The 22185-nt window shown below is 59.8% G+C and carries 20 protein-coding genes; 11 read left to right on the plus strand and 9 right to left on the minus strand.

What is annotated here, in order from left to right:
* Positions 1-25: 25 nt before the first annotated feature.
* On the minus strand, positions 26-1075 hold the full coding sequence (locus N434_RS02250; RefSeq protein ID WP_065116095.1) for a Fe(3+) ABC transporter substrate-binding protein: 1050 nt from the start codon (positions 1073-1075) through the stop codon (positions 26-28).
* Between the two features lie 173 nt (positions 1076-1248).
* On the opposite strand from N434_RS02250, the gene rirA reads away from it, so the two are divergent.
* From rirA to N434_RS02285, 7 genes are all read left to right on the plus strand, one after another.
* Positions 1249-1719: an iron-responsive transcriptional regulator RirA gene (rirA, locus tag N434_RS02255; protein ID WP_065114589.1), complete on the plus strand. Its 471-nt coding sequence runs from the start codon at positions 1249-1251 to the stop codon at positions 1717-1719.
* Between the two features lie 168 nt (positions 1720-1887).
* Complete coding sequence (locus N434_RS02260) at positions 1888-2934, plus strand: AbrB family transcriptional regulator (protein WP_065116094.1); 1047 nt, start codon at positions 1888-1890, stop codon at positions 2932-2934.
* A 149-nt stretch (positions 2935-3083) separates the two neighbouring features.
* Positions 3084-3995: a glycine betaine ABC transporter substrate-binding protein OsmF gene (gene osmF, locus N434_RS02265; RefSeq protein ID WP_110755772.1), complete on the plus strand. Its 912-nt coding sequence runs from the start codon at positions 3084-3086 to the stop codon at positions 3993-3995.
* 82 nt (positions 3996-4077) lie between these two features.
* Entirely contained in the window at positions 4078-5244 is a 1167-nt protein-coding gene (locus N434_RS02270; RefSeq protein ID WP_181423847.1) for an ABC transporter permease, read from the plus strand.
* Entirely contained in the window at positions 5241-6179 is a 939-nt protein-coding gene (locus N434_RS02275) for an ABC transporter ATP-binding protein (protein WP_110755775.1), read from the plus strand. The genes N434_RS02270 and N434_RS02275 overlap by 4 nt, the downstream gene beginning before the upstream one ends.
* Positions 6176-6916, plus strand: a complete 741-nt coding sequence (locus N434_RS02280; protein ID WP_110755777.1) for an ABC transporter permease — start codon at positions 6176-6178, stop codon at positions 6914-6916. The genes N434_RS02275 and N434_RS02280 overlap by 4 nt, the downstream gene beginning before the upstream one ends.
* 108 nt (positions 6917-7024) lie before the next feature.
* Positions 7025-7513, plus strand: coding sequence for a gluconokinase (locus N434_RS02285; RefSeq protein WP_065114584.1), 489 nt, complete (start codon positions 7025-7027; stop codon positions 7511-7513).
* A 59-nt stretch (positions 7514-7572) separates the two neighbouring features.
* Here the strand turns inward: N434_RS02285 and N434_RS02290 are convergent, their stop codons facing one another.
* The 7 genes from N434_RS02290 to N434_RS02320 form a co-directional block, all read right to left on the minus strand.
* Positions 7573-8874, minus strand: a complete 1302-nt coding sequence (locus tag N434_RS02290) for an NAD(P)/FAD-dependent oxidoreductase (protein ID WP_110755779.1) — start codon at positions 8872-8874, stop codon at positions 7573-7575.
* 3 nt (positions 8875-8877) lie between these two features.
* Positions 8878-10239, minus strand: coding sequence for a glutamine synthetase family protein (locus N434_RS02295; RefSeq protein WP_161991557.1), 1362 nt, complete (start codon positions 10237-10239; stop codon positions 8878-8880).
* 172 nt (positions 10240-10411) lie between these two features.
* Positions 10412-11659, minus strand: a complete 1248-nt coding sequence (locus N434_RS02300; protein ID WP_110755781.1) for an NAD(P)/FAD-dependent oxidoreductase — start codon at positions 11657-11659, stop codon at positions 10412-10414.
* 100 nt (positions 11660-11759) lie between these two features.
* Positions 11760-13400 (minus strand): ABC transporter ATP-binding protein, encoded by a 1641-nt coding sequence (locus N434_RS02305; RefSeq protein ID WP_110755977.1) that lies wholly within the window; start codon positions 13398-13400, stop codon positions 11760-11762.
* A gap of 5 nt (positions 13401-13405) precedes the next feature.
* On the minus strand, positions 13406-14551 hold the full coding sequence (locus tag N434_RS02310; RefSeq protein ID WP_110755783.1) for an ABC transporter permease: 1146 nt from the start codon (positions 14549-14551) through the stop codon (positions 13406-13408).
* Positions 14551-15645: a microcin C ABC transporter permease YejB gene (locus N434_RS02315; protein ID WP_110755785.1), complete on the minus strand. Its 1095-nt coding sequence runs from the start codon at positions 15643-15645 to the stop codon at positions 14551-14553. Before N434_RS02315 ends, N434_RS02310 begins: the two co-directional genes overlap by 1 nt.
* Positions 15646-15786: 141 nt before the next feature.
* Positions 15787-17631: an extracellular solute-binding protein gene (locus N434_RS02320; protein ID WP_110755787.1), complete on the minus strand. Its 1845-nt coding sequence runs from the start codon at positions 17629-17631 to the stop codon at positions 15787-15789.
* Positions 17632-17835: 204 nt separating this feature from the next.
* On the opposite strand from N434_RS02320, the gene mepA reads away from it, so the two are divergent.
* The 4 genes from mepA (at position 17836) to dapB (ending at position 21394) form a co-directional block, all read left to right on the plus strand.
* A complete protein-coding gene (mepA, locus tag N434_RS02325; protein ID WP_110755788.1) occupies positions 17836-18891 on the plus strand; it encodes a penicillin-insensitive murein endopeptidase in 1056 nt (351 codons plus the stop codon).
* Between the two features lie 101 nt (positions 18892-18992).
* On the plus strand, positions 18993-19376 hold the full coding sequence (locus N434_RS02330) for a methylglyoxal synthase (RefSeq protein WP_110755790.1): 384 nt from the start codon (positions 18993-18995) through the stop codon (positions 19374-19376).
* A 27-nt stretch (positions 19377-19403) separates the two neighbouring features.
* Positions 19404-20426 (plus strand): glucokinase, encoded by a 1023-nt coding sequence (locus tag N434_RS02335; protein ID WP_110755979.1) that lies wholly within the window; start codon positions 19404-19406, stop codon positions 20424-20426.
* A gap of 140 nt (positions 20427-20566) precedes the next feature.
* Positions 20567-21394, plus strand: coding sequence for a 4-hydroxy-tetrahydrodipicolinate reductase (gene dapB, locus N434_RS02340; protein WP_110755792.1), 828 nt, complete (start codon positions 20567-20569; stop codon positions 21392-21394).
* Positions 21395-21403: 9 nt separating this feature from the next.
* Here the strand turns inward: dapB and phnF are convergent, their stop codons facing one another.
* Positions 21404-22141 carry a phosphonate metabolism transcriptional regulator PhnF gene (gene phnF, locus N434_RS02345; RefSeq protein ID WP_110755793.1) on the minus strand — a complete coding sequence of 246 codons (738 nt, stop codon included), beginning with the start codon at positions 22139-22141 and terminating at the stop codon, positions 21404-21406.
* Positions 22142-22185 lie beyond the last annotated feature (44 nt).

Genomic DNA, 22185 nt, shown 5'->3' on the forward strand with positions numbered 1-22185 from the left:
AAAGCGGCGAGCCTTGGGAGCGGCGTCAGTTGGTCGGACCGTCGTTGAAACCGACTTCGTCCACCAGTTCCGATGCCTGCTTGCGATGGGCGGCAATATCCGTCAACGGCAGCTTGTCCGGATTGATGGGGCCGAAGCCCTTCACGACATCGGAAGGCTCCGCGCCGGGCAGCACCGGATATTCAAAGACCTGCTTGGCGTAGATTTCCTGGGCTTCGCGGGAAGCCAGAAATTCCATCAGCTTCAGCGCATTGTCCTTGTTGGGCGCATATTTCGTCAGGGCCATGCCGGAAATATTCACATGGGTGCCGCGATCGCCCGCATTGGGGAAGATCACCCGCACCGATCCAGCCCATTCCTTTTCTTCCGGTTCACGATCATTGGTCAGCATCAGGCCGACATAATAGGTGTTGCCGAGCGCGATATCGCATTCGCCGGAAAAGATCGATTTCGCCTGACTGCGGTCGGTGCCATCAGGCTTGCGCGCGAGGTTATTCTTCAGGCCGGTGAGCCAGGTACGGGTGTAATCGACGCCATGATGGGCGATCATCGAGGCGATCAGCGCGATATTGTAGGAATGCTGGCCGTCGCGAATGCAGATTTTGCCCTTCCACTTGGGATCGGCAAGCTCCTCATAGGTGATATCCTTCTGGGTCACCCGCTCCCTGGAAGCATAGACAACCCGGCCGCGCGTCGTCAGGCCGAACCACTCCCCCTGGGGGTCACGCAGGTTCGCGGGTATATCCTTTTCAATGACGGGATCATTGAGGACCGGCTGCGTGACGCCGCCTTCCTTTGCCTCCACGAGACGGGCGATATCGACCGTCAGCAGCACATCGGCGGGCGAATTGACGCCCTCGGCCTGGATGCGCTCCACCAGCCCCTTGTCGAGGAAAAGAACATTCGCCTCGATACCGGTTTCCCTGGTGAAAGCATCCAGCAGCGGCTGAATCAGCTCCGGCTGGCGATAGGAATAGACATTCACCTCGCCTTCCGCAAAAGCCGCAGGCACGGCCGAGAGGATAGCCAGTCCCGAAAAAACGGCAGCGGAAAAATATGATTTCAAGCTTGCCATTATGAATGCCTCCATTACATTCCGATTCTTGACTTGTTTGTTCATGAATCATCGAGGCGGTCAACAAGGCTGTTCGAGAAATATCGGATGGATGCCAGTTTTTTCAGTTTCTGGAATTGTTCTAAACTGAAAAAGAGACTATATAACTCCACATTGAGAGTTAGGAGACCAGCATGCGTTTGACCAAACAGACCAACTATGCCGTTCGCATGTTGATGTACTGCGCCGCGAATGAAGGCAAGCTGAGCCGTATTCCAGAGATCGCCAGGGCCTATGGCGTGTCAGAGCTGTTCCTTTTCAAGATCCTGCAGCCGCTCAACAAGGCCGGACTGGTGGAAACCGTACGTGGCCGCAATGGCGGTGTGCGCCTGGGCAAGCCCGCCGAGAAGATCAGCCTGTTCGATGTCGTGAAGGTCACGGAAGACAGTTTTGCAATGGCGGAGTGCTTCGAGGACGGCGCTGTCGAATGTCCGCTTGTGGACAGCTGCGGCCTGAACTCGGCGCTGCGCAAGGCGCTCAATGCCTTCTTCGACGTGCTGGCGGAATATTCGATCGACGATCTCGTCAAGGCACGCCCGCAGATCAACTTCCTGCTCGGCCTCGATACCGAAATGCCGAAGGCCGTGGCGCTTCCCGCCGCCTGACCAGAAGAATGCCAAATGGCGACAGCCAGAGCCCGTGCCGGAAGGTCACGGGCTTTTCTTTTATAAAATACTCATGAAATACAATATTTTTGGTCCCGCCGGTTGACGTTGCGAGACGAAGCGGCGCATTTGGTCACGAGCTTTTTCAAGCAAACAATCAGCGTCGCAATGATCATCAAGCCTGAACTTCATACATTTGCGCTTACCGCCCTTGTCGGCAGCATGGGCGCACTGCTTGCCAGCCTGCTTCATGTTCCCGCCCCCTTTCTTTCGGGGCCGGCGCTCGCGGTGACGATCACCGGACTGGCGGGCGTCAAGCTTGGAATTCCCGCCTTCATCCGCAATGCCTGTTTCGTCGTCGTCGGCATTTCGATGGGAACGAGCGTAACGCCCTCAGTCATCGATGCGGCAAAGACATGGCCGCTGAGCTTCGTCGTCGTGCTCGTCGCCGTCGTCATCATGCTCTACGTCGCTTACTGGATCCTGCATTACGGTTTCGGCTACGACCGGACGACGGCCATGCTGGGCGCCTCCCCCGGTCACCTCAGCTACATCATCAGCCTTGGGGCGGAAACGAAAAGCGACCTTGCGACCGTCAGCATCGTGCAAAGTGTCAGGGTGCTGGCGCTGACGCTTTCGGTGCCGCTGATTGTCGAATATTTCGATCTGGTCAGCACCGAGCCGCTGATCACAAACCCGCCAATGGGTCTTTTAACCCTGGCGCTGACCATCGCCGCATCCCTGCTGACCGGATGGCTTTTCCTGCGCTGGAGATTTCCGGCCGCGCTGTTGCTTGGCGGCGTTGCCGTTTCCATCGGCACCCATATTACCGGCCTTACCGAAGGCGGTGTTCCCACCTGGCTCAGCCTGCCGGTCTATGTGCTGATTGGCTGCCTCATCGGCACGCGTTTTTCCAATGTGTCGCTGATGGAAGTGCGCAAGGGTTTTCTGGCCGGCTTCGTCGTCACCATTGCCGTGATGGTGATCGCCGGCAGTATCGCCTGGATGATTTCCGGCGTCACCGGCGTTCCGCTCAATGCCGTGATGATCGCCTATGCGCCGGGCGGCCTCGAAACCATGGCGGCGATGGCGGTGATGATGCATGCCGATACCGCCTATGTCGGCTCCCACCATGTCATCAGGCTGCTGTTTCTCTCCGTGCTCATGCCACTCGTCATGGGCAAGGATGCGCGCAAACGGAACGACGAGAGCTGATGGCCGCCCCGTGAGCGCAAAGCGCCTCGCCGGACGCCAAATTGCAGGTGACGTTGCAACCTTTTTCCCTCCCGGTCGTTAACACTCCGCCGCAATTGCGGCGGCGATCTTTCACCTGTTCGGCAGGCTGACCCACCGGAGGAAAATTCATGAACCGCTTGATGACGTTGACGGGCGCAGGACTTGCGTTCGCCCTTTCTGTTTCCATCGCTCAGGCGCAGGTGGTGGTGTCGTCGAAGATCGATACGGAAGGCGGCGTCCTCGGCAACATCATCCTTGCCGTCCTCAGCAAGAACAATATCGAGACGACGGATCGCATCCAGCTTGGTGCTACCCCGGTCGTCAGGAAGGCAATCACTGCCGGCGAGATCGACATCTATCCGGAATATACCGGCAATGCCGCCTTCTTTTTCTCCAAGGCCGACGACCCACTGTGGAAGGACGCCGCCAAGGGTTATGAAGAAGCGAAAACGCTCGACTACGACGCCAACAAGATCGTCTGGCTGACGCCCTCTCCGGCCAACAACACCTGGGCGATTGCGCTTCGCAAGGATGTCGCCGACAAGAACAATCTGAAGACGCTTTCCGATTTCGGCAAATATGTCGCCGATGGCGGCGCGGTGGTTCTTGCGGCCTCCTCCGAATTCGTCAATTCCGCCGCCGCCCTGCCGGCATTCCAGACGACCTATGGTTTCACCATGAAACCGGAGCAGCTGATCACGCTGTCCGGCGGCGATACGGCCGCCACGATCGCCGCCGCCGCCAATCAGACCAACAATGCCAATGCCGCCATGGTCTATGGCACGGATGGCGGCATCGCGCCTTCGGGTCTTGTGGTGCTGGAGGACGACAAACATGTGCAACCAGTCTATCAGCCCGCACCGATCATTCGTGAAGAGGTTCTGAAAAAGCACCCCAATATCGAGGAACTGCTGAAGCCCGTGTTCGAGAAACTCGATCTGGCGACCCTGCAGGATCTGAATGCGCGTGTACAGGTGGGTGGCGAGCAGGCGAAGACCGTGGCGCTCGACTTCCTGACAAAGAACGGTTTCGTCAAGTAAGCGATCATGGTGCCGGGGTGGGCTGCGGGAACCGCAGCGCTCTTCCGGCCCAGCGCTGGACCAGGGTGCAGGGGAGCAGGATTTGACGAAATGGCCTGACAAGGTGGGCGTGCTGATTTCGTGCCTGCTGCTTTATGCGCTTTTTGTATCGCCTTTCATGACGTTTCGCGCCAACCGGATCGTTCAGGGCGAAGCACGGGCGATCTTCGATGCACTTCCATCCGTTTCCGCAACACTCCTTGCCGCCATCATTCTCGTTGCGGCCTTCATCGCTTTCCTGCGCATTCCGGCCCGGCTGAAACTCGCAGCCGCCCTGGTCTCTCTTGCGGCGCTGGCGGTTTTTGTCGGGCAGGCGGCCTCCTTCCTCACACCGGAGGGTAATGGTTTCGCCCGCATTTCACCGGCGAGCGGTTTCTGGCTGATGTTTGCCGGGCTGGCTTTGCTCGCGACGGATTGCATTGCACGTCTCCAGCCGAAGCCAGCTGTCCGGATATTGCTATTGCTCATGGCCATTGCCGCACTTGCAGCCGTGCTGACAAGCGGTCTCTGGAACGATCTCTCGATCATCAGGGAATATACTGCCCGGGCCGATATTTTCTGGACAGAGGCCGTCCGGCATGTGGAGCTTGCGATCGGCTCGCTGATCGCGGCGACAGTGGCAGGCATTCCGCTGGGGATACTCAGTTACAAGGTCGAGCGGTTGCGGGCAGGCGTGCTGAACAGCCTCAATATCGTCCAGACCATCCCTTCCATCGCCCTCTTCGGCCTGCTGATCGCTCCGCTTGGATGGATTGCTGCCACCGTGCCGGGAGCGGCCAGGATCGGTATCGCCGGCATCGGCATGGCACCCGCCTTCGTGGCGCTGTTTCTCTATTCGCTGCTGCCGGTGGTTTCCAACACGGTTGTCGGCCTTTCCGGCGTCTCGCAGACGGTTCGGGAAGCGGCGCGCGGGCTTGGCATGACACCGGTGCAAAGGCTGCTGCGGGTGGAGTTTCCGCTGGCCATGCCGGTCATCCTCACCGGCATCCGCATCGTACTGGTGCAGAATATCGGGCTGGCGACAATCGCCGCGCTGATCGGCGGCGGCGGTTTTGGCGTTTTCGTGTTTCAGGGCATCGGGCAGACGGCGATGGACCTCGTACTGCTCGGCACCGTGCCGACCGTTCTCCTCGGCTTCGCCGCCGCGATCACGCTCGATGCCCTCATCGACAGCAATCTCTTCAGCGCAGGCGGAAAGCAACAGGCATGATCGAGATCGACACCATCACAAAACGATATGGCGATGCGGCCGTGGTGGATCAGGTGTCACTGACCGTCGCACCGCGCACCGTCACCGTCATCGTAGGCACGTCAGGATCGGGGAAAACCACGCTGCTGCGGATGATAAACCGGCTGGTGGAACCGACATCCGGCACGATCTGGATCGACGGCGAGGATGTCAGCACGATGCCGGGTTACAAACTGCGCCGACAGATCGGCTATGCCATTCAGGGCCATGGCCTGTTTCCACACAGGACGGTGGCGGAGAATATCGCCACCGTTCCGCAGTTGGTCGGCTGGGACCGCAAGCGTATCGAGGCGAAGATCGAGGCGTTGATGCACCTCTTCCAGCTTGATCCCGCGCTTTATGCGGACCGTTTTCCGCATGAGCTTTCCGGCGGCCAGCAGCAGCGTGTCGGCGTGGCGCGGGCGCTTGCCGCAGAGCCCAATATCTTGCTGATGGATGAACCCTTCGGCGCGCTCGACCCGGTAATCCGCGCCAAGGCGCAGAACGATCTTCTCGATATTCAGAAGAAGCTCGGCGTCACCATCGTCCTCGTCACACACGATATGGACGAGGCCTTTCATCTGGCGGATCGCATTGCCGTGATGGACAAGGGCCGCATCGTGCAGGATTGCCCGCCGGCCGAACTGGTGCTGAAACCGGCAACCGATTTCGTACGCACTATGATCGGCGAAAACGAACGTGCGCTGAAACTGCTGTCTGTTCTCTCGATTGCTGACATCGTGGAGCCGGGAAGCGCCGAGGGCGAACCGCTCACCGAACATACAAGCCAGCGCGATGCCCTGTCAGCGATGTTATGGGCGGGCTGCGATGTCCTGCCGGTCGTCAAGGACGACGGCCAGCTCGCCGGCCGGGTGCGGCGGGACGTTCTCCTCCAGCGTGCTGCCGGAGCCTCATGAAAAACGCGGCCTCTTTCCTTGCAATCGGCTTTCTGGTGCTGGTGCTGATCGTCTTTCTTGCAGCGCCGCAAATCTTCGCGCCGATATTCCGCCCTCTCGTGCAGGCCAATGCACCGGCGATCTACACGCAGGCCAATCTTCTCTCCCTCACCCTCTCGCATCTGACCACCGTGGCGATCGCCACGGGGCTGGCCACGCTGGTAGCGGGTGCGCTTGCAGTTCTCGTCACCCGGCCTTTCGGGGCGGATTTCCTGCCGCTGTCGCGCAGCATCGTCAATATCGGTCAGACCTTCCCGCCCGTGGCGGTACTGGCGCTTGCGGTGCCGATGATCGGTTTCGGGGAGAAACCGACGCTTATTGCGCTGTTTTTATACGCGTTGCTGCCGGTGTTCGAAAATACGCTGACCGGGCTTACCACCCTGCCCGCCACCGTAATGGATGCCGCCAGAGGCAGCGGCATGACCGGCTGGCAGCGGCTTGTCAAAGTGGAACTGCCGCTTGCGTTACCCGCCATTCTTGCAGGCATCCGGTTATCAGCAGTCATCAGCCTTTCAACAGCCACCATCGGCTCCACGGTAGCGGCGCGCACGCTTGGCGAAGTGATCATCGCCGGCCTGCAATCCAACAATCTCGCCTTCATCCTGCAGGGCGGGCTGATCGTCGCCGCACTTGCGGTTCTCATCCACTCTGCTTTTTCCGCGCTGGAAAGAGCAGCAGCCCGCAAAACCGGGCACTGACACGGGCAAGCTCCGTATTTTTATGTTCCCGACGTCAGCCGCACATGTTAGGGGCTGACCGTCGAAACAGAAACATCAGAGGTTCGGGTGACACAGGCAATCGTCGTGATGGGAGTGAGCGGCTCTGGCAAGTCCACGGTCGCAGAGGAGCTGGCGGAAAAACTGGGCATCGCTTTTATTGAAGGCGACAAGCTTCACCCGAAAGCCAATGTCGATAAAATGTCCGAGGGCATTCCACTGACGGACGAAGATCGCTGGCCCTGGCTTGACCTGATCGGCGCGGAACTGCGCAAGGGCAGCGAAGGCAACGGTGTCGTCGTTTCCTGCTCGGCACTCAAGAAAATCTATCGCGACCGGCTTCGCACGGCCACCGGCAGCCCGCTTGCTTTCGTTTATCTGGATGGCAGCCTGGAGCTTCTCAGCCGGCGCATGGGTGAACGCAAGGGCCATTTCATGCCGCTCTCGCTGCTTCAGACCCAGCTTGCCACGCTGGAAGTGCCGACCGGCGAACCGGGCGTCGTCACCGTCAGCATCGACACCACACCGGAAGAAATCGCGAAAAATGCGCTTTCCGGCCTTAAAACAGTGACGTTCTAACTCCCTGTTTCATTGCATTTCCGCACGCGAAACCGCTTCGCGCTTTTGCTGGAAATGCTCTAAAAGCCGAGCCTGTCCCGCATGCCGTACCACCAGGCGCCAAGCACGGTCAGCGGCACACGGAAGGTCTTGCCGCCGGGGAAAGGATAGTTCGGCAGCGAACTCCAGATATCGAAACGTTCGGCGTGGCCGGCAACGGCCTCGCCCAGTATCTTGCCGAGCAGATGTGTGGTCGTGACGCCATGGCCGCTGTCGCCATGCGAAAAATAGATATTGTCCGAAAGCCTGCCCATATGCGGGATGCGCGTCAGCGTCAGCGCGAAATTGCCGCTCCAGGCGAAGTCGATCCTGGTCTTTTCCAGTTGCGGAAAGGTCTTCAGCATGTTTGGGCGGATAACGCCGGTCAGGTCGGCCGGGTCGCTGCCGCCATAACCGATGCCGCCGCCGTAAAGCAGACGGTTATCCGAGGTGCGGCGGTAATAATCGAGAATGTAATTGGCATCCTCGACGCAATAATCGGCGGGCAAAAGCGCCTCGATCAGATCGGCATCCAGCGGCTCCGTCGCCATGACCTGACTTGAGACCGGCATCATCCGCTCGCCGATTTCCGGCAGCAATGTGCCGAGATAGGCATTACCGCAGACGAGCACATATTTCGCCTTCACGCTGCCCGTCGCCGTGCGCACCACGGGGTTTGCACCCTGTTCTACCGAGATAACCCGTGAATTTTCGAATATGCGGGCACCGAGGCTTTCGGCCGCCGCAGCCTCGCCCTGCACCAGATTGAGCGGGTGGATGTGGCCGCCGAGGCGGTCGATCATGCCACCGGCATAACGGTCGGACTTTACATAAGTGCCGACATCCGCCCTGGAGACCATTTCCAGCCCGCCATGGCCGTGCTTTTCCCAATGAGCCTTGTGAGCCTCCATCTCGCGGATCTGTTTCGGCGTGAAGGCGGCAAAGAAGCCACCATCGACGAGATCGCAATCGATGACGTATTTGGCGATGCGCTCACGGATGATCGCGCCGCCTTCCAGCGACATTTCCCCGAGTTTAACTGCCTTTTCGTTGCCATAACGCCCGGCGATGGTTTCGAGATCACGGCTGTAACCGTTGACGATCTGGCCGCCATTGCGGCCCGAGGCGCCGAAGCCGACCCGCACGCCTTCCAGCACGATGACGGCATAACCACGTTCACTGAGTTCAAGTGCTGCGGAAATACCGGTGAAACCGCCACCGATGATGCAGACATCGGCTTCCAGCGCGCCTTCGAGCGTTGGCCGCACGGATTTGACATTGGCGGAGGCCGCATACCACGAGGATGTGTGGCCAGGATTGGGGATCGTCGTTACCTCAGCCATTTCTCACACCGTCCTGATATAGGCGTCATATTCGACGTCGGTTACGCGCAGGGAAAATTCGGAAAGCTCCTGCTGTTTGCAGGCGGAAAACAGCGTGCGGTACTTCTGGCCGAGCGTCGCATAGGCAAAGCTCGAGCGCGTGAAGCGCTGCAGGGCATAATCCCAGTTGGTGGGCAGCGGTTCGTGATTGATCGCGTGACTGTCACCGGCGATCGCACCGCCGGGCTGGCGCTTTTCCTTCATGCCGGCAAGTGCGGCACTCAGGATCATCGCCACAACCAGATAGGGATTGGTATCGGCCCCGGCGACCCGGTGTTCGATACGCGTCGCGGCCTTGCTGGCAACGATGACGCGCACCGCAGCCGAGCGGTTGTCGATGCCCCATGAAGCGTAGGTCGGCGCATGCTCGCTCGGCGTCAGGCGACGATAGGAATTGGCATGGGGGGCGAAGATCGCCATGCTTTCCCCCATGTTTTCCAACAGGCCGCCAACCGAATGCATCAGTGCATCCGACGGGCCGTTTTCGCCAGCATAGATGTTCCTGCCGTCCTTATCGAGAACGGAAAAATGCACATGCATGCCGTTGCCGGCCTGCAAGCCGTAAGGCTTGGCCATGAAGGTGGCGTCGAGCTCATGCCGCCGCGCCACGCCCTTGACGATGCGTTTCAGGAAGACGGCGAAATCGGCGGCCTGCAAGGCGTCCGGCACATGGTTGAGGTTGATCTCATATTGCCCCGGCCCGTTTTCGCGCAGCGTCGTATCGGCAAGCACGCCCTGTGCCCGGCAGGCTGTGGCTATATCGTGGAAGACATCCTCGAAATCCTGCAATTCGGAAATCGACAGAACCTGCGTCTGGCCCGTGTGCCAGCGTCCCTCGCGGCTATGCGGCGGTCGCACCGGATCGAGCGCCGAGCGGACTGGATCGATCAGATAAAATTCGAGCTCGGTCGCCACGACCGGCGTGAGGCCGGCCTTTTTATAGGCGTTCAGAACCTGTGCCAGAACATGGCGCGGATCGCCATAAAAGCCGGTTCCATCCGGGTTTTTCATCGCCAGCAGAACCTGCGCCGTCGGACGGCCAAGCCATGTCACACGCGATAGCGTGCCGGGAACGGGGAAACAAAAACCGTCCGGATCGCCCGTACCTTCGGCAAGGCCCGCGGCGTGCACATCCCGGCCCCAGATATCCAGCGCATAAACGGAGCGGGGAATTGCCATTCCCTTTTCGAGCACGTCGATCGCCCTCTCACGCGGAATCCATTTGCCGCGCGGAACGCCGTTCGCGTCTATGACGAAGGCTTCGAGAATTTCGATATCGGGATTATCGGCGAAAAATTTCTTTGCGTTTTCAATATCATCCATCATGCACCAGCAGGCCGTTTCTCTTCTGTTTCGCGCGCGGAAGCGCTTCGCTAACGAAAATCATCCTGCTGCTGATAGATGAGAAACCTCGCCACCATGATGACGTTTGCCCCTTTTCCCCTTTGATAAGCCTATGTTACGTGGCCCGCCGCAGGAAGGCCAGCGGATTCGGCCATCAGGGATTGAACCTTTCCGGACGATAGGCGTCGATGGCGATAACAGGCGTTTCGCCGGCCATGGTTTCCGCCAGCACTCGACCGGTGATCGGCCCAAGTGTGAGGCCGTGATGAGCGTGGCCGAAGGCAAACCACAAGGTCCTGTGGCGCGGTGCCCTGCCGATAATCGGCATCATGTCAGGCGTGCAGGGGCGTGCGCCCATCCACGGCTCCGCATCCAGCCGGCCGCCAAGGGGAAAGACGGTACGGGCCACCCGTTCCGCCCGCTCGATCTGCACGGGGGATTTCGGCGCATCGCGTTCGGCAAATTCAGCACCCGTCGTTAGACGGATGCCCTTGCGCATCGGCGCCAGAAAATAACCGCGCTCGGCATCGATCAACCAGTTGTTGAGCTTTGTCCCTTCCTGCGGCGCATAATGCATGTGGTAGCCACGCTTCACGCCGAGCGGAAAGCGATAGCCAAGCCGTTCCGTCACCGTATCTGCCCAAGGACCAAGCGCCACGACGGCATGCTCGGCTTCAACTGCGCCGGTTTCGGTGCGCACCGTCCAACCGCTTACCGTCTGGCTAAGCGTCGACGCATCGCCCCGGACAAAGGTCCCCCCGTAGCTCTCAAACAGTCTGAGATAGGCGAGTGTCAGCGCGTGCGGATCGAGTACCGACCAGGGATCGTTCCATTTCAGGCCGCCAACGAAGTCACGGCTGAGATGCGGTTCGACGGAGGCAAGCTCATCAGCATCGAGTTTCGTGTGGGAAATGCCATGGTCACGCGCCAGACGCTCGGCGAAGGCATAGTCGGCATCCCGCCTTGCGGCAGTCCTGTAAGCCTCCATCCAGCCATTCTTCACGATCAGATCGCCAGCCTTCGCCTCATCGACCAAAATGCTGTGTTCAGAGACGGAATGTTCGATCAGCGGCGCATAGGCACGGGCAATCGCCGCGTGGCGCGTAGCTGCGGAATTATACCAGTAGCGGCCAAGAAAAGGCGCGATCTTCGGCAGAGCCGAGAGATGATAACGGGCATCGATGCTGTTGTTCAGGGAATAACGCAGCAGCAGTGCCAGGTCCTGCGGAAAGGCGTAAGGCACGACACCTTCTCTCTGGATCAGCCCGGCATTACCGAAGGAGGTCTCCTCGCCCGGTCCGCGCCGGTCGACCAGCACCACCGATTTTCCCCTTCGGGCCAGTTGCAGGGCGACCGAGACCCCGATGATCCCCGCTCCCAGAACAATCACATCCGCTGCCATGGCAATCAATCCGTTTCCGCGTCACGTCTATCGCAACATGGGTCGGCATTTTTCGCAAAGCAACAGAAAAATCATTGCCTTAATAGAAACAGCGATGGGCCTACTGGCTCACCGCTTTGGTTTCGACAGCCTCGATATTGAAGGCGGCCGCCAGCAGCGCTCTGGTATAGTCCTGCTGCGGATTGGCGAAAATCTCGGCCGCCGGGCCGCTCTCCACCACCTTGCCGTGGCGCATGACGATCAGGTCATTGGCGAGCGCTTTCACCACCTTCAGATCGTGGCTGATGAAGAGGTAGGCAAGCTCGTGCTTGGCCTGGAGATCGCGCAGCAGATCGACGACCTGCGCCTGCACGCTCATGTCGAGCGCCGATGTCGGCTCGTCCAGCATGACGAAACGGGGTTTAAGCACCATGGCGCGGGCGATTGCGATGCGCTGGCGCTGACCGCCGGAAAATTCATGCGGATACCGCCAGCGGGTGGCGGGATCGAGACCGACCTCTTCCAGCGCGGTGGCGACACGCGTATCGCGTTCATCGGCAGACAGGGACCGCTCGTGCACCTTCAGGCCCTCGGCGACGATTTCGCCAACCGACATGCGCGGGCTGAGCGACCCATAGGGATCCTGAAACACCACCTGCAACCGGTTTCTGAGCGGCTTCATCATCTCATAGGAATAATGATCGATCGACTGGCCGATGAAGCTGATGCGCCCCTTGGATGCGATCAGCCGGGAGAGCGCCAGACCAAGCGTGGTCTTGCCCGAACCGGATTCGCCCACCACGCCAACCGTCTGGCCGGCGCGCAGGGTAATATCGATGCCATCAACCGCCTTCACGTGGTCGACCACCCGGCGCATCAGCCCGGCCTTGATCGGGAACCAGACCCTGATGTCGTCGCCCTGCATGACCACCGGTTTGCTGGCATCGGAATGCGGCGGCTCGCCTTTGGGTTCGGCTGCAAGGAGATGGCGCGTATAGGCGTGCTGCGGATCGGTGAACACCTGCTCCACGGTGCCGGTCTCGACGATCTTGCCCTTGGTCATGACACAGACGCGATCGGCAAATTTGCGAACGATGCCGAGGTCGTGGGTGATGAACAGCATGGACATGCCGTGCTTGGTCTTCAGATCACTCAGAAGCTCGAGGATCTGCGCCTGCACTGTCACGTCGAGCGCCGTGGTCGGCTCATCGGCGATCAGCAGTTTCGGCCGGTTGGCAAGCGCCATGGCGATCATCACGCGTTGCCGCTGGCCGCCGGACAATTCATGCGGATAGGCCTTCAGGCGCTTTTCCGGCTCGCGGATGCCGACCTGCAGTAATAGTTCCAGCGTGCGTGCCCGCGCCTCAGCCCCGGTGATTGCCTGGTGCAGCTCCAGAATCTCGCCGATCTGCCGCTCGATGGTGTGGAGCGGGTTGAGCGAGGTCATCGGCTCCTGGAAAATCATGGTGATGTCGTTGCCCCGCACCGCACGCAGGGATCGCTCCGGCAGGGTCAGCATATCCTTGCCGTCAAACAGGATTTTCCCGGACGGGTGGCTTGCCGCCGGATAGGGCAGCAATTTGAGAATGGAGTTCGCGGTCACGGATTTGCCGGAGCCGGATTCGCCAACGAGGGCGACGACTTCGCCCGGCATCAGGTCGAAGGAGACGTGATCGACGGCAACGCTGGTCGCGCCACCCTGATGGAAGGTGACCGAAAGGTCACGGACGGAGAGAAGCGGCTGGATGGTTTTTTCCGTCATGGCGATCACCGGAACGTCTTGCGTGGATCGAAGGCGTCGCGCACCGCTTCACCGACGAAAATCAACAGCGAAAGCATGATGGACATGGTGAAAAACGCAGTGAGGCCAAGCCAGGGGGCCTGAAGGTTGTTCTTGCCCTGCGCGATCATCTCGCCCAGCGACGGCGATCCCGGCGGCATGCCGAAACCGAGGAAATCGAGCGAGGTGAGCGTCGTGATCGAACCGGAAAGGATGAACGGCAGGAAGGTCAGCGTTGCCACCATGGCGTTGGGCAGAAGATGCCGGAACATGATCGTCCAGTTGCCGACGCCGAGCGCACGGGCAGCGCGGACATATTCGAAGTTTCTGGCGCGCAGGAATTCCGCACGCACAATGCCGACAAAGCCGACCCATGAGAACAGCAGCATGATGCCGAGCAGCACGAAGAAACCGGGTGGAAGAATGGCCGCGATGATGAGCAGGATGTAGAGCACCGGCATGGACGACCAGATTTCGATGAAACGCTGTAGAAGCAGGTCCGTCCAGCCGCCGAAATAGCCCTGAATGGCGCCGGCGGTGACGCCGACCAGCGCCGACGCGATGGTCAGCGTCAGGCCGAACAGCACGGAAATACGGAAACCATAGATCATTCGCGCTGTGACATCGCGTGCCTGATTGTCGGTTCCGAGCCAGTTGAGATTGCCGAGCGTGCAGCCGGGATCGGCATTGCCCTGCGGGTAGGCCGAGCAGCGATCCTTTTTGTCCATCAGCCAGAAGGGCGCGGTGGGCGCCGAATGCGGAATATTGGAGTTGACCGTCTGGTAGGAATAGCGGATCGGCGGCCAGATCATCCAGCCATTGGCGTTGATCTCATCCTGAATGAAGGAGGATTTGTAGTCGGTCTGGGCCAGGAAGCCGCCGAATTTCTCCTCGGGATAATCGACCATGACCGGCACCAGAATCTCACCCTTGTAGGAAGCGAGAATGGGTTTGTCATTGGCGATGAATTCCGCGATCAGGCTCAGGAAAAACAGGATCAGAAACAGCCAGAAGGACCAGTAGCCGCGCCGGTTCGCCTTGAAATTCTGCCAGCGGCGCTTGGTGGTCGGCGAAAACCACGGGCGCTTCGGCTTTACCAGTGTTTCAGTAGCGGCGGTGGGGGCAAGCGTCATCACACGTCCCTCCGCTCGAAGTCGATACGCGGATCGATCCATGTGTAGATGAGGTCGGAAATCAGGCCAACGACGAGGCCCATCAGTGAGAAGATGAAGAGCGTGCCGAACACGATCGGGTAATCACGGTTCACAACCGAGAGATAACCAAGGCGGCCGAGACCATCCAGCGAGAAGATGTTCTCGATCAGCAGCGAGCCGGTGAAAAAGGCCGAGATGAAGGCGCCCGGGAAACCAGCGATCACAATCAGCATCGCATTGCGGAAGACGTGACCATAGAGAACCCTGCGTTCGGTGAGACCCTTGGCGCGAGCGGTGATGACATATTGCTTCTTGATCTCGTCGATGAAGGAATTTTTGGTGAGAAGCGTCGTCGTCGCGAAAGCCGAAAGCGACAGCGCGATCAGCGGCAGGGTCAGGTGCCAGAAATAGTCGATGATCTTCTGCCACCAGTTCAGTTCGGCAAAGTTATCGGACACAAGGCCGCGCAACGGGAACCAGTCGAAGAAAGATCCGCCAGCGAAAAGCACGATGAGCAGGATGCCGAAGAGGAAGCTCGGCACCGCATAACCGATGATGATGACGCCCGAAGTCCAGACATCGAAGGTGGAACCGTCGGAAACGGCTTTCTTGATGCCGAGGGGGATCGAGATGATGTAGGAAATGATCAGAATCCAGAAGCCGAGCGACGCCGAAACCGGCAGCTTGTCGATGATGAGATCAATGACCGAGGAATTGCGGAAGAAGCTGTCGCCGAAATCGAAGCGGATGTAATTCCACATCATTTCGAGAAAACGGGTGAGCGGCGGCTTGTCGAAACCGAACTGTTTTTCGAGTTTTGCGATCAGTTCCGGATCGAGACCCTGCGCACCGCGATATTTCGAGCCGCTTTCATCGAAGCCGCCGGACTGGCCCATAAGATCGCCGCCGCCAGAAAGCCGGTCGGAGGCACTGTCGCCCTGCCCCGTCAGCTGCGCGACGACCTGCTCCACCGGTCCGCCCGGTGCAAACTGGATGACGAGAAACGAAATGCCCATGATACCGATGATGGTCGGGATCATCAGCGCCAGACGTCTGAGGATATAGGCGCCCATCAGCCTTTGTTCCCAGCCGATATGTCAGCGGTTTTCGTCTCTCTCAAACCCTGTCCTTTCCTCAAAAGCGCTCTTCCGCGCTCCAAGCGATTCGTATCGCCCTATGTGAATCAAGCCTTCGGCGCGAAAGCAAGGCCGGCGTCAGTTTGCGGCCTGGCTTGACCACCAAGCTTCCGGAAAACCGATGCCATATTCGGGCAGGTTTTCAGGGCGGGTGAGCGTGTTCCAGTAAGCGATGAACATCTCGCCGCGGTAAAATTGCGGAATGACATAGCTGTTTGCCAGAAGCACCCGGTCGAGCGCCCGCGCCGCGGCCACCTGCTCATCCCGGTTGGGCGCAAATATGACCTTTCTGACCAGCGCATCGACGGCCGGGTTCTTGATGCCGGCAAGGTTGTTGGACCCCTGCCGGTCGGCGGCGGCCGAGCCCCAGAAATCCGCCTGTTCGTTGCCGGGATTGGCCGATGTCGCCCAGAGCTTGACGGCGATGTCGAAATCGAAGCTGCGGGTGCGGTTGGTATATTGCGAGGCATCAACCGTGCGGATCGTGGCATTGATGCCGATCTTTTTGAGGTTCTGGACATAGGGCAGGATGGTTCGTTCCATGCCCGAGGAATCGATCAGGAATTCCATATCCAGCGGCTGTCCAGTTGCCACATTGACCATGCGGTTGCCACGCAGCTCGTAACCGGCGTCCTTCATCAGCTTCACCGCCTCGCGCAGATTGTCGCGCTGCTTGGCGGGATCGCCTGCCACCGGGTTGCGGTATTCGGTGGTGAAGACTTCCGGCGGAACCTGATCCTTCAACTCCTGCAAGAGTTCCAGCTCGCGCCCGGTCGGCAGGCCGGAAGAGGCGAGCTCGCTGCCCATGAAGAAGCTGTTGATGCGCTGGAACTGGCCGTAAGCCAATGTGCGGTTCAGTTCCTCGAAATCGAAGGCGTAATTGAGCGCCTTGCGCAGGCTGGGGTTCTGGAACTTTTCACGGCGCATGTTCGGCACGAAGGCCTGCATGATGCCGACGGAGCGGTAGATATTCGGCAGTTCCTCTTTCTTGACGCGGCCTTCCTTGACGGCCGGAAAATCATAACCCGTGACCCAGCGGCTGGATGAGGCTTCCTGCCGGAAATCGACGGTGCCGGATTTGAAGGCCTGGAATTCCACATCCTGATCGGAAAAGAAGCTGTAGGTGATGGTTTTGAAATTGTTCATCCCGACATTCACATTGACGTCCTTGCCCCAATAATCGTCGCGACGCTCATAGGTCATCGTGGAACCGGGAGACAGCGAGGCGATCTTGTAGGGGCCGGAGCCCATCACCGGCTCCAGCGTGCCACGGGAGATATCACGCGGCTTGCCGTCCGGACCTGCGGCCTCCCACCAGTGCTTGGGAACGATGAGCAATTGCCCGACGATCTGCGGCAGCTCGCGATTGTTCTTTTCATCGAAGGTGAAGATGATGTCCCTTTCGCCACTCACCTCCGCCTTGGTGACGTGGGTATAGTAGGTGGCGAGCTGCGGGCTCAGGTCCTTGGCCTTTTCGAAGCTGAAAACGACATCCTCCGGGGTTACCGGTTTGCCGTCCGCCCATTTGGCCTCCGCCCGCAGCCGGAACGTGGCTTTGGAGATGTCGTCGGGATAGCTGACGCCCTCTGCCAGAAGCCCGTAGGAGGCCGAGAGTTCCTCTTCCGTCGATTTCATCAGCGTATCGAAAACCAGCGAAAGGCCGGTCGCCGCCTCGCCCTTGGCGAGCAGCGGATTGAGCGTATCGAAGGTTCCCGTCGTCGACAGGCGAAGCGCGCCGCCTTTCGGGGCCTTGGTGTTCACATAGTCGAAATGATCGAAACCATCCGGATGTTTCAGCTCCCCGACCGTCGAAATCCCCTTGCGCCACACATCCGCAGACTGGGCGGAGGCCGCCGCCGGTATCAGCATGGCGGATGCCGCAAGAGCGATGAGGAAACGGGATTTCAATGGCGCCAATATCATTCGGGAAGTTCCCTGTTTTAGTGTTTGTTGAAGAGAGCATAAAACAAAGATTGTCAAAAAACAGATGCGCTGGCTCACAAGCTCTTTATCGGCGTCGTTATCCCCGCGCTTTGCGGGATGTGGGGCGAAACATGGTTTCAACAAAATCCCGTTCCAGTTTATTCTGCGGGGAAGAGAATCATCTGATCGGACGGACACGGCTATATGACGGCGGGATCATCCAGAATTTTCAAGGCGGCCATGCTGGCGATTTCCGTCGTCTCCGCGCTGCAGTTGCAGATGGAAACCGCATCGGCCGAGGACCGGCCTGCGAAAGAAGTGTTCGGCCATATGGCCCTGCCCTCCGCTGCGGCCTCCCAGCCGATCGGCTCTTATGCCAAGGGCTGCCAGTCCGGCGCCATCGCCATGCCGACGGACGGTCCCGGCTGGCAGGCCATGCGGCTTTCACGCAACCGGCGCTGGGGCCAGCCGCAGCTGATTTCCTTCCTTGAGCGGTTTTCACAGGATGCGCAGAAAATCGGCTGGCCGGGCCTGCTGCTCGGCGATATTTCCCAGCCGCGCGGCGGGCCGATGCTGACCGGCCATGCCTCGCATCAGATCGGCCTCGATGTGGATGTCTGGTGGCGGCCGATGCCTAATCCCCGGCTGAGCGTGGAGCAGCGCGAAACGGTGCCGTTCATCTCCATGCTGGACAAGAGCAAATTTCTGACGGTCGATGATCGCAAATGGTCGCCGCTCAATGCCCGGCTGGTGATGATGGCGGCGAGCTATCCGCAAGTGGAACGCGTCTTCGTCAACCCGGCCATCAAGCAGAAGCTTTGCCAGACATGGACCGGCGACCGCACCTTCATGGGCAAGATCAGGCCGATCTATGGGCATGACGAACATTTCCATATCCGCCTCGAATGCCCGCCCGGCGCGCCGAACTGCAAGCCGCAGGCGGCCGTGGGCAAGGGCGATGGCTGCGACAAGTCGCTCGCCTGGTGGTTTTCCAAGGAACCATGGGCAGCACCGAAGAAGGACCCTAACGCCAAGCCGGTGAAACCGCGACAGGTGATGGTCTCCGACCTGCCCGCCGCCTGCGCCGCCGTGGCTGCCGCCCCTTCCGCCAACCCCGAGGGTATTGCTGCGCAGGCCTATTCCCCAGCACCGGTTCAGGCCGTGCGCCAGCAAAGCGTCGAACAGGTCATTCAGAACGCTCCGACCCTGCAGCCACCTTCGGATATTCCGCTTCCGACCCAACGTCCGACATTGAACTGAAACAGAAATGAGGCATTCAACAGCTTCCCTTTTCAAATGGCGGCAAGCTGTTATAGAAGGCTTCAAATCGATTTAATTCTTTACGGGGACAGGCTGGGACCATGGAAGGGCAACGCTGTATCGCGCTCATCGCTCACGACGAGAAAAAAGACGATATGGCGGATTTCGCCCGTCATCACCAGAAGGCGCTCTCCAATTTCAGGATCGTCGCCACCGGCACGACCGGCGGGCGGGTACAGGAAGCCTGCCCGGGGCTCGAGGTCATTCGTCTGAAAAGCGGGCCGCTTGGCGGCGACCAGCAGATCGGAGCGATGATCGCCACCGGCGAGGTGGATATGCTGATCTTTTTCACCGACCCGCTGACGGCCATGCCGCATGATGTGGATGTGAAAGCGCTGACCCGGCTTGCCACGGTTTACGACATTCCCATGGCGCTCAACCGCGCCACCGCAGAAAACCTGATCGATTTCAACTCCGCCGACTGACCCGCACCCACCAATATGGAACAGGCAATGCCGAAGACGTCCGATACCGAATATCTGTCCTTTCCGATCCTTCTTGGCGACATCGGCGGCACCAATGCCCGCTTTTCCATTCTGATCGATTCCTTTGCGGACCCCGTACACCTGACCACGGTAAAGACCGCGGAATACCCGACGATCGACGACGCCATCCAGCAGGCGGTTCTGGACAAGACCTCGCTTCAGCCGGTCTCGACCATTCTTGCGATTGCCGGCCCTATCGAAGGCGACGAGATACCGCTCACCAACTGCCACTGGGTCGTCAAGCCGAAGAGCATGCTGGCTAATCTCGGCCTGAAGGACGTCATCGTCATCAATGATTTTGAAGCACAGGCTCTGGCGATTGCAGCGCTTGACGACGACAACCGCGAACCTATCGGCTCCGGCAAGAAAGACATGCTGGCGTCGCGTGTCGTTCTCGGACCTGGCACGGGCCTCGGGGTCGCCGGTCTGGTTTACGCCCGCCATATGTGGTTCCCGGTACCCGGTGAGGGCGGCCATATCGATGTCGGCCCAAGGAGCGCGCGTGATTATGCGGTTTTCCCGCATATCGAAACCATTGAGGGCCGTGTTGCCGGCGAGCAGATCCTGTGCGGACGCGGACTGGTCAATCTCTACCGCGCCATCTGCAAGACCGATCGCATCGAACCGGTCTTTTCCGACCCGGCCGACATCACCTCGCAGGGGCTTTCGGGCCAGAATGCGCAAGCAAAAGAAACGCTTTCGCTTTTCAGCACCTATCTCGGCCGTGTGGCTGGCGATCTTGCGTTGATTTTCATGGCCAAGGGCGGCGTTTATCTCGCCGGCGGCATTTCGCAGAAGATCATCCCGGCGCTGAAGAGCCCGGAATTCCGGGCCGCGTTCGAAGACAAGGCGCCACACAGCGCGCTGATGCGGACCATTCCGACCTTCGTGGTCACCCATCCGCAGGCGGCGCTTTCCGGCCTTGCCACCTATGCGAGAACGCCTTCCGATTTCGGCCTGGCGCTGGATGGGCGGCGCTGGAGAGCCTGACCGCTCTCCTCTCAAAGCGGCTACCCTTCCCATGTGACGCTTGCGAAGCGAGCGGCTGGTCTTTAACGTCACCGCTGCAAATATCAAACGTCCGATACCGGCGGGTCTCGATCCGCCCGACATGAGAAGTGAGTGACAGCATGGGCAACAGCGGCATGAAACTGGTGGTGGTCGGCGCGGCGGGCCGCATGGGACAGGCGCTGATCCGCCTCATTCACCAGACACCAGGCGTCCAGCTGCATGCCGCCGTCGCGCGTGAGGGCTCGGCCTTTGTCGGCCGCGATGCCGGCGAGATTGCCGGTCTCGGCCCGATTGGCGTCGAAATCACAAGCGATCCACTGCAGGCGTTCCTGCATGCGGAAGGCGTTATCGACTTCACCTCACCGGCAACCAGTGTCACCTTCGCCGGCCTCGCCGCGCAGGCACGCATCGTGCATGTCATCGGCACCACGGGCTGCTCCCCCGAAGACGAGGAAAAATTCAAGGCGGCATCGCGCCATGCGCGCATCGTCAAGTCGGGCAATATGAGCCTCGGCGTCAACCTGCTCAGTGTTTTGACGCAGCAGGCGGCGCAGGCACTGGATGCGCAGAACTGGGATATCGAAGTTCTGGAAATGCACCACAAGCACAAGGTGGATGCGCCGTCCGGTACGGCACTTCTGCTTGGCGAAGCGGCGGCGGCCGGCCGCAGGGTCGATCTCACCACCTCCTCGGTGCGCGTGCGCGACGGACATACGGGTGCGCGGGAGACCGGCACCATCGGTTTCGCCACGCTGCGCGGCGGTTCGGTGATCGGTGAACATTCGGTGATCTTTGCCGGCGAGGGTGAGCGCGTCGAGCTTTCCCACTATGCCGGCGACCGCTCCATTTTCGCACGCGGCGCGATTACGGCGGCTGTCTGGGCCTTCGACAAGAAGCCGGGCTTCTATTCCATGCTGGATGTGCTCGGTCTTTCGCAGGCGGAATAAGCCTGTACCCTAATTTTCCACCGTGAATTCGACGGTATCGGCCGAAAATCGGCTGACGGCATATTGCACCGGCACGCCATCCATATCGGCATTCAGCGCTTGGGTGACGAGCAGGATGGCACCCGGCGACAATTCAAGATCGGCCAGATCCTGCGTATCTGCGTGGCTTGCAGAAATGACAGTAGAAATACGCACGTAGTCCGCCACGCCGAGCGCCTTGAAAGCGGCCGTAATCGAGCCGCTTTTCTGATAGGCCTCGCCTATTCCGGCAAAGCGATCCGCCGGAAACCATGTGGTCGAACGGGACACCGGCCGGGTGTCGGCCTTGCGCAGGGTCTCCAGACGCACGAGCGGTGCACCGGTCTGCAATTGCAGCCGCGCTGCCAGATCGGCACTTGCAGGCTCGGTCGTGTGGGAAAGAAGCAGCGCCTCCATTTCCTTCACCTGATCGCCGATGCCTGCCGTGAAGCGTGTGCGCAGTGAGATCGGAAAACTCAGCCGTTCCTTGCGGGCAATCATCGTGCCGCGCCCCTGCCTCGGCTCGAGGATGCCTTCGCTCGCCAGTGCGGCAATGGCGCTTCGGACGGTATGGCGGTTGACGCCGAATTTTTCGGCCAGTGTCATTTCCGGCGGCAACATGCCGGTTTCGTCGTGATCGCCCGCCGCGATCTCGCCCCTGATCCTGTCGGCAATCTGCCGCCAGAGCGCCACGCCGTTCTTTCTTTTCATCGCTGCTGCAGGGCTCATGTCACACGCTTGTCATTCATCGACGTTAATTGTAGCTTATATTG

It is taken from the genome of Rhizobium sp. UGM030330-04, from assembly GCF_003208455.1.
Classification (GTDB): Bacteria; Pseudomonadota; Alphaproteobacteria; order Rhizobiales; family Rhizobiaceae; genus Agrobacterium; species Agrobacterium rhizogenes_A.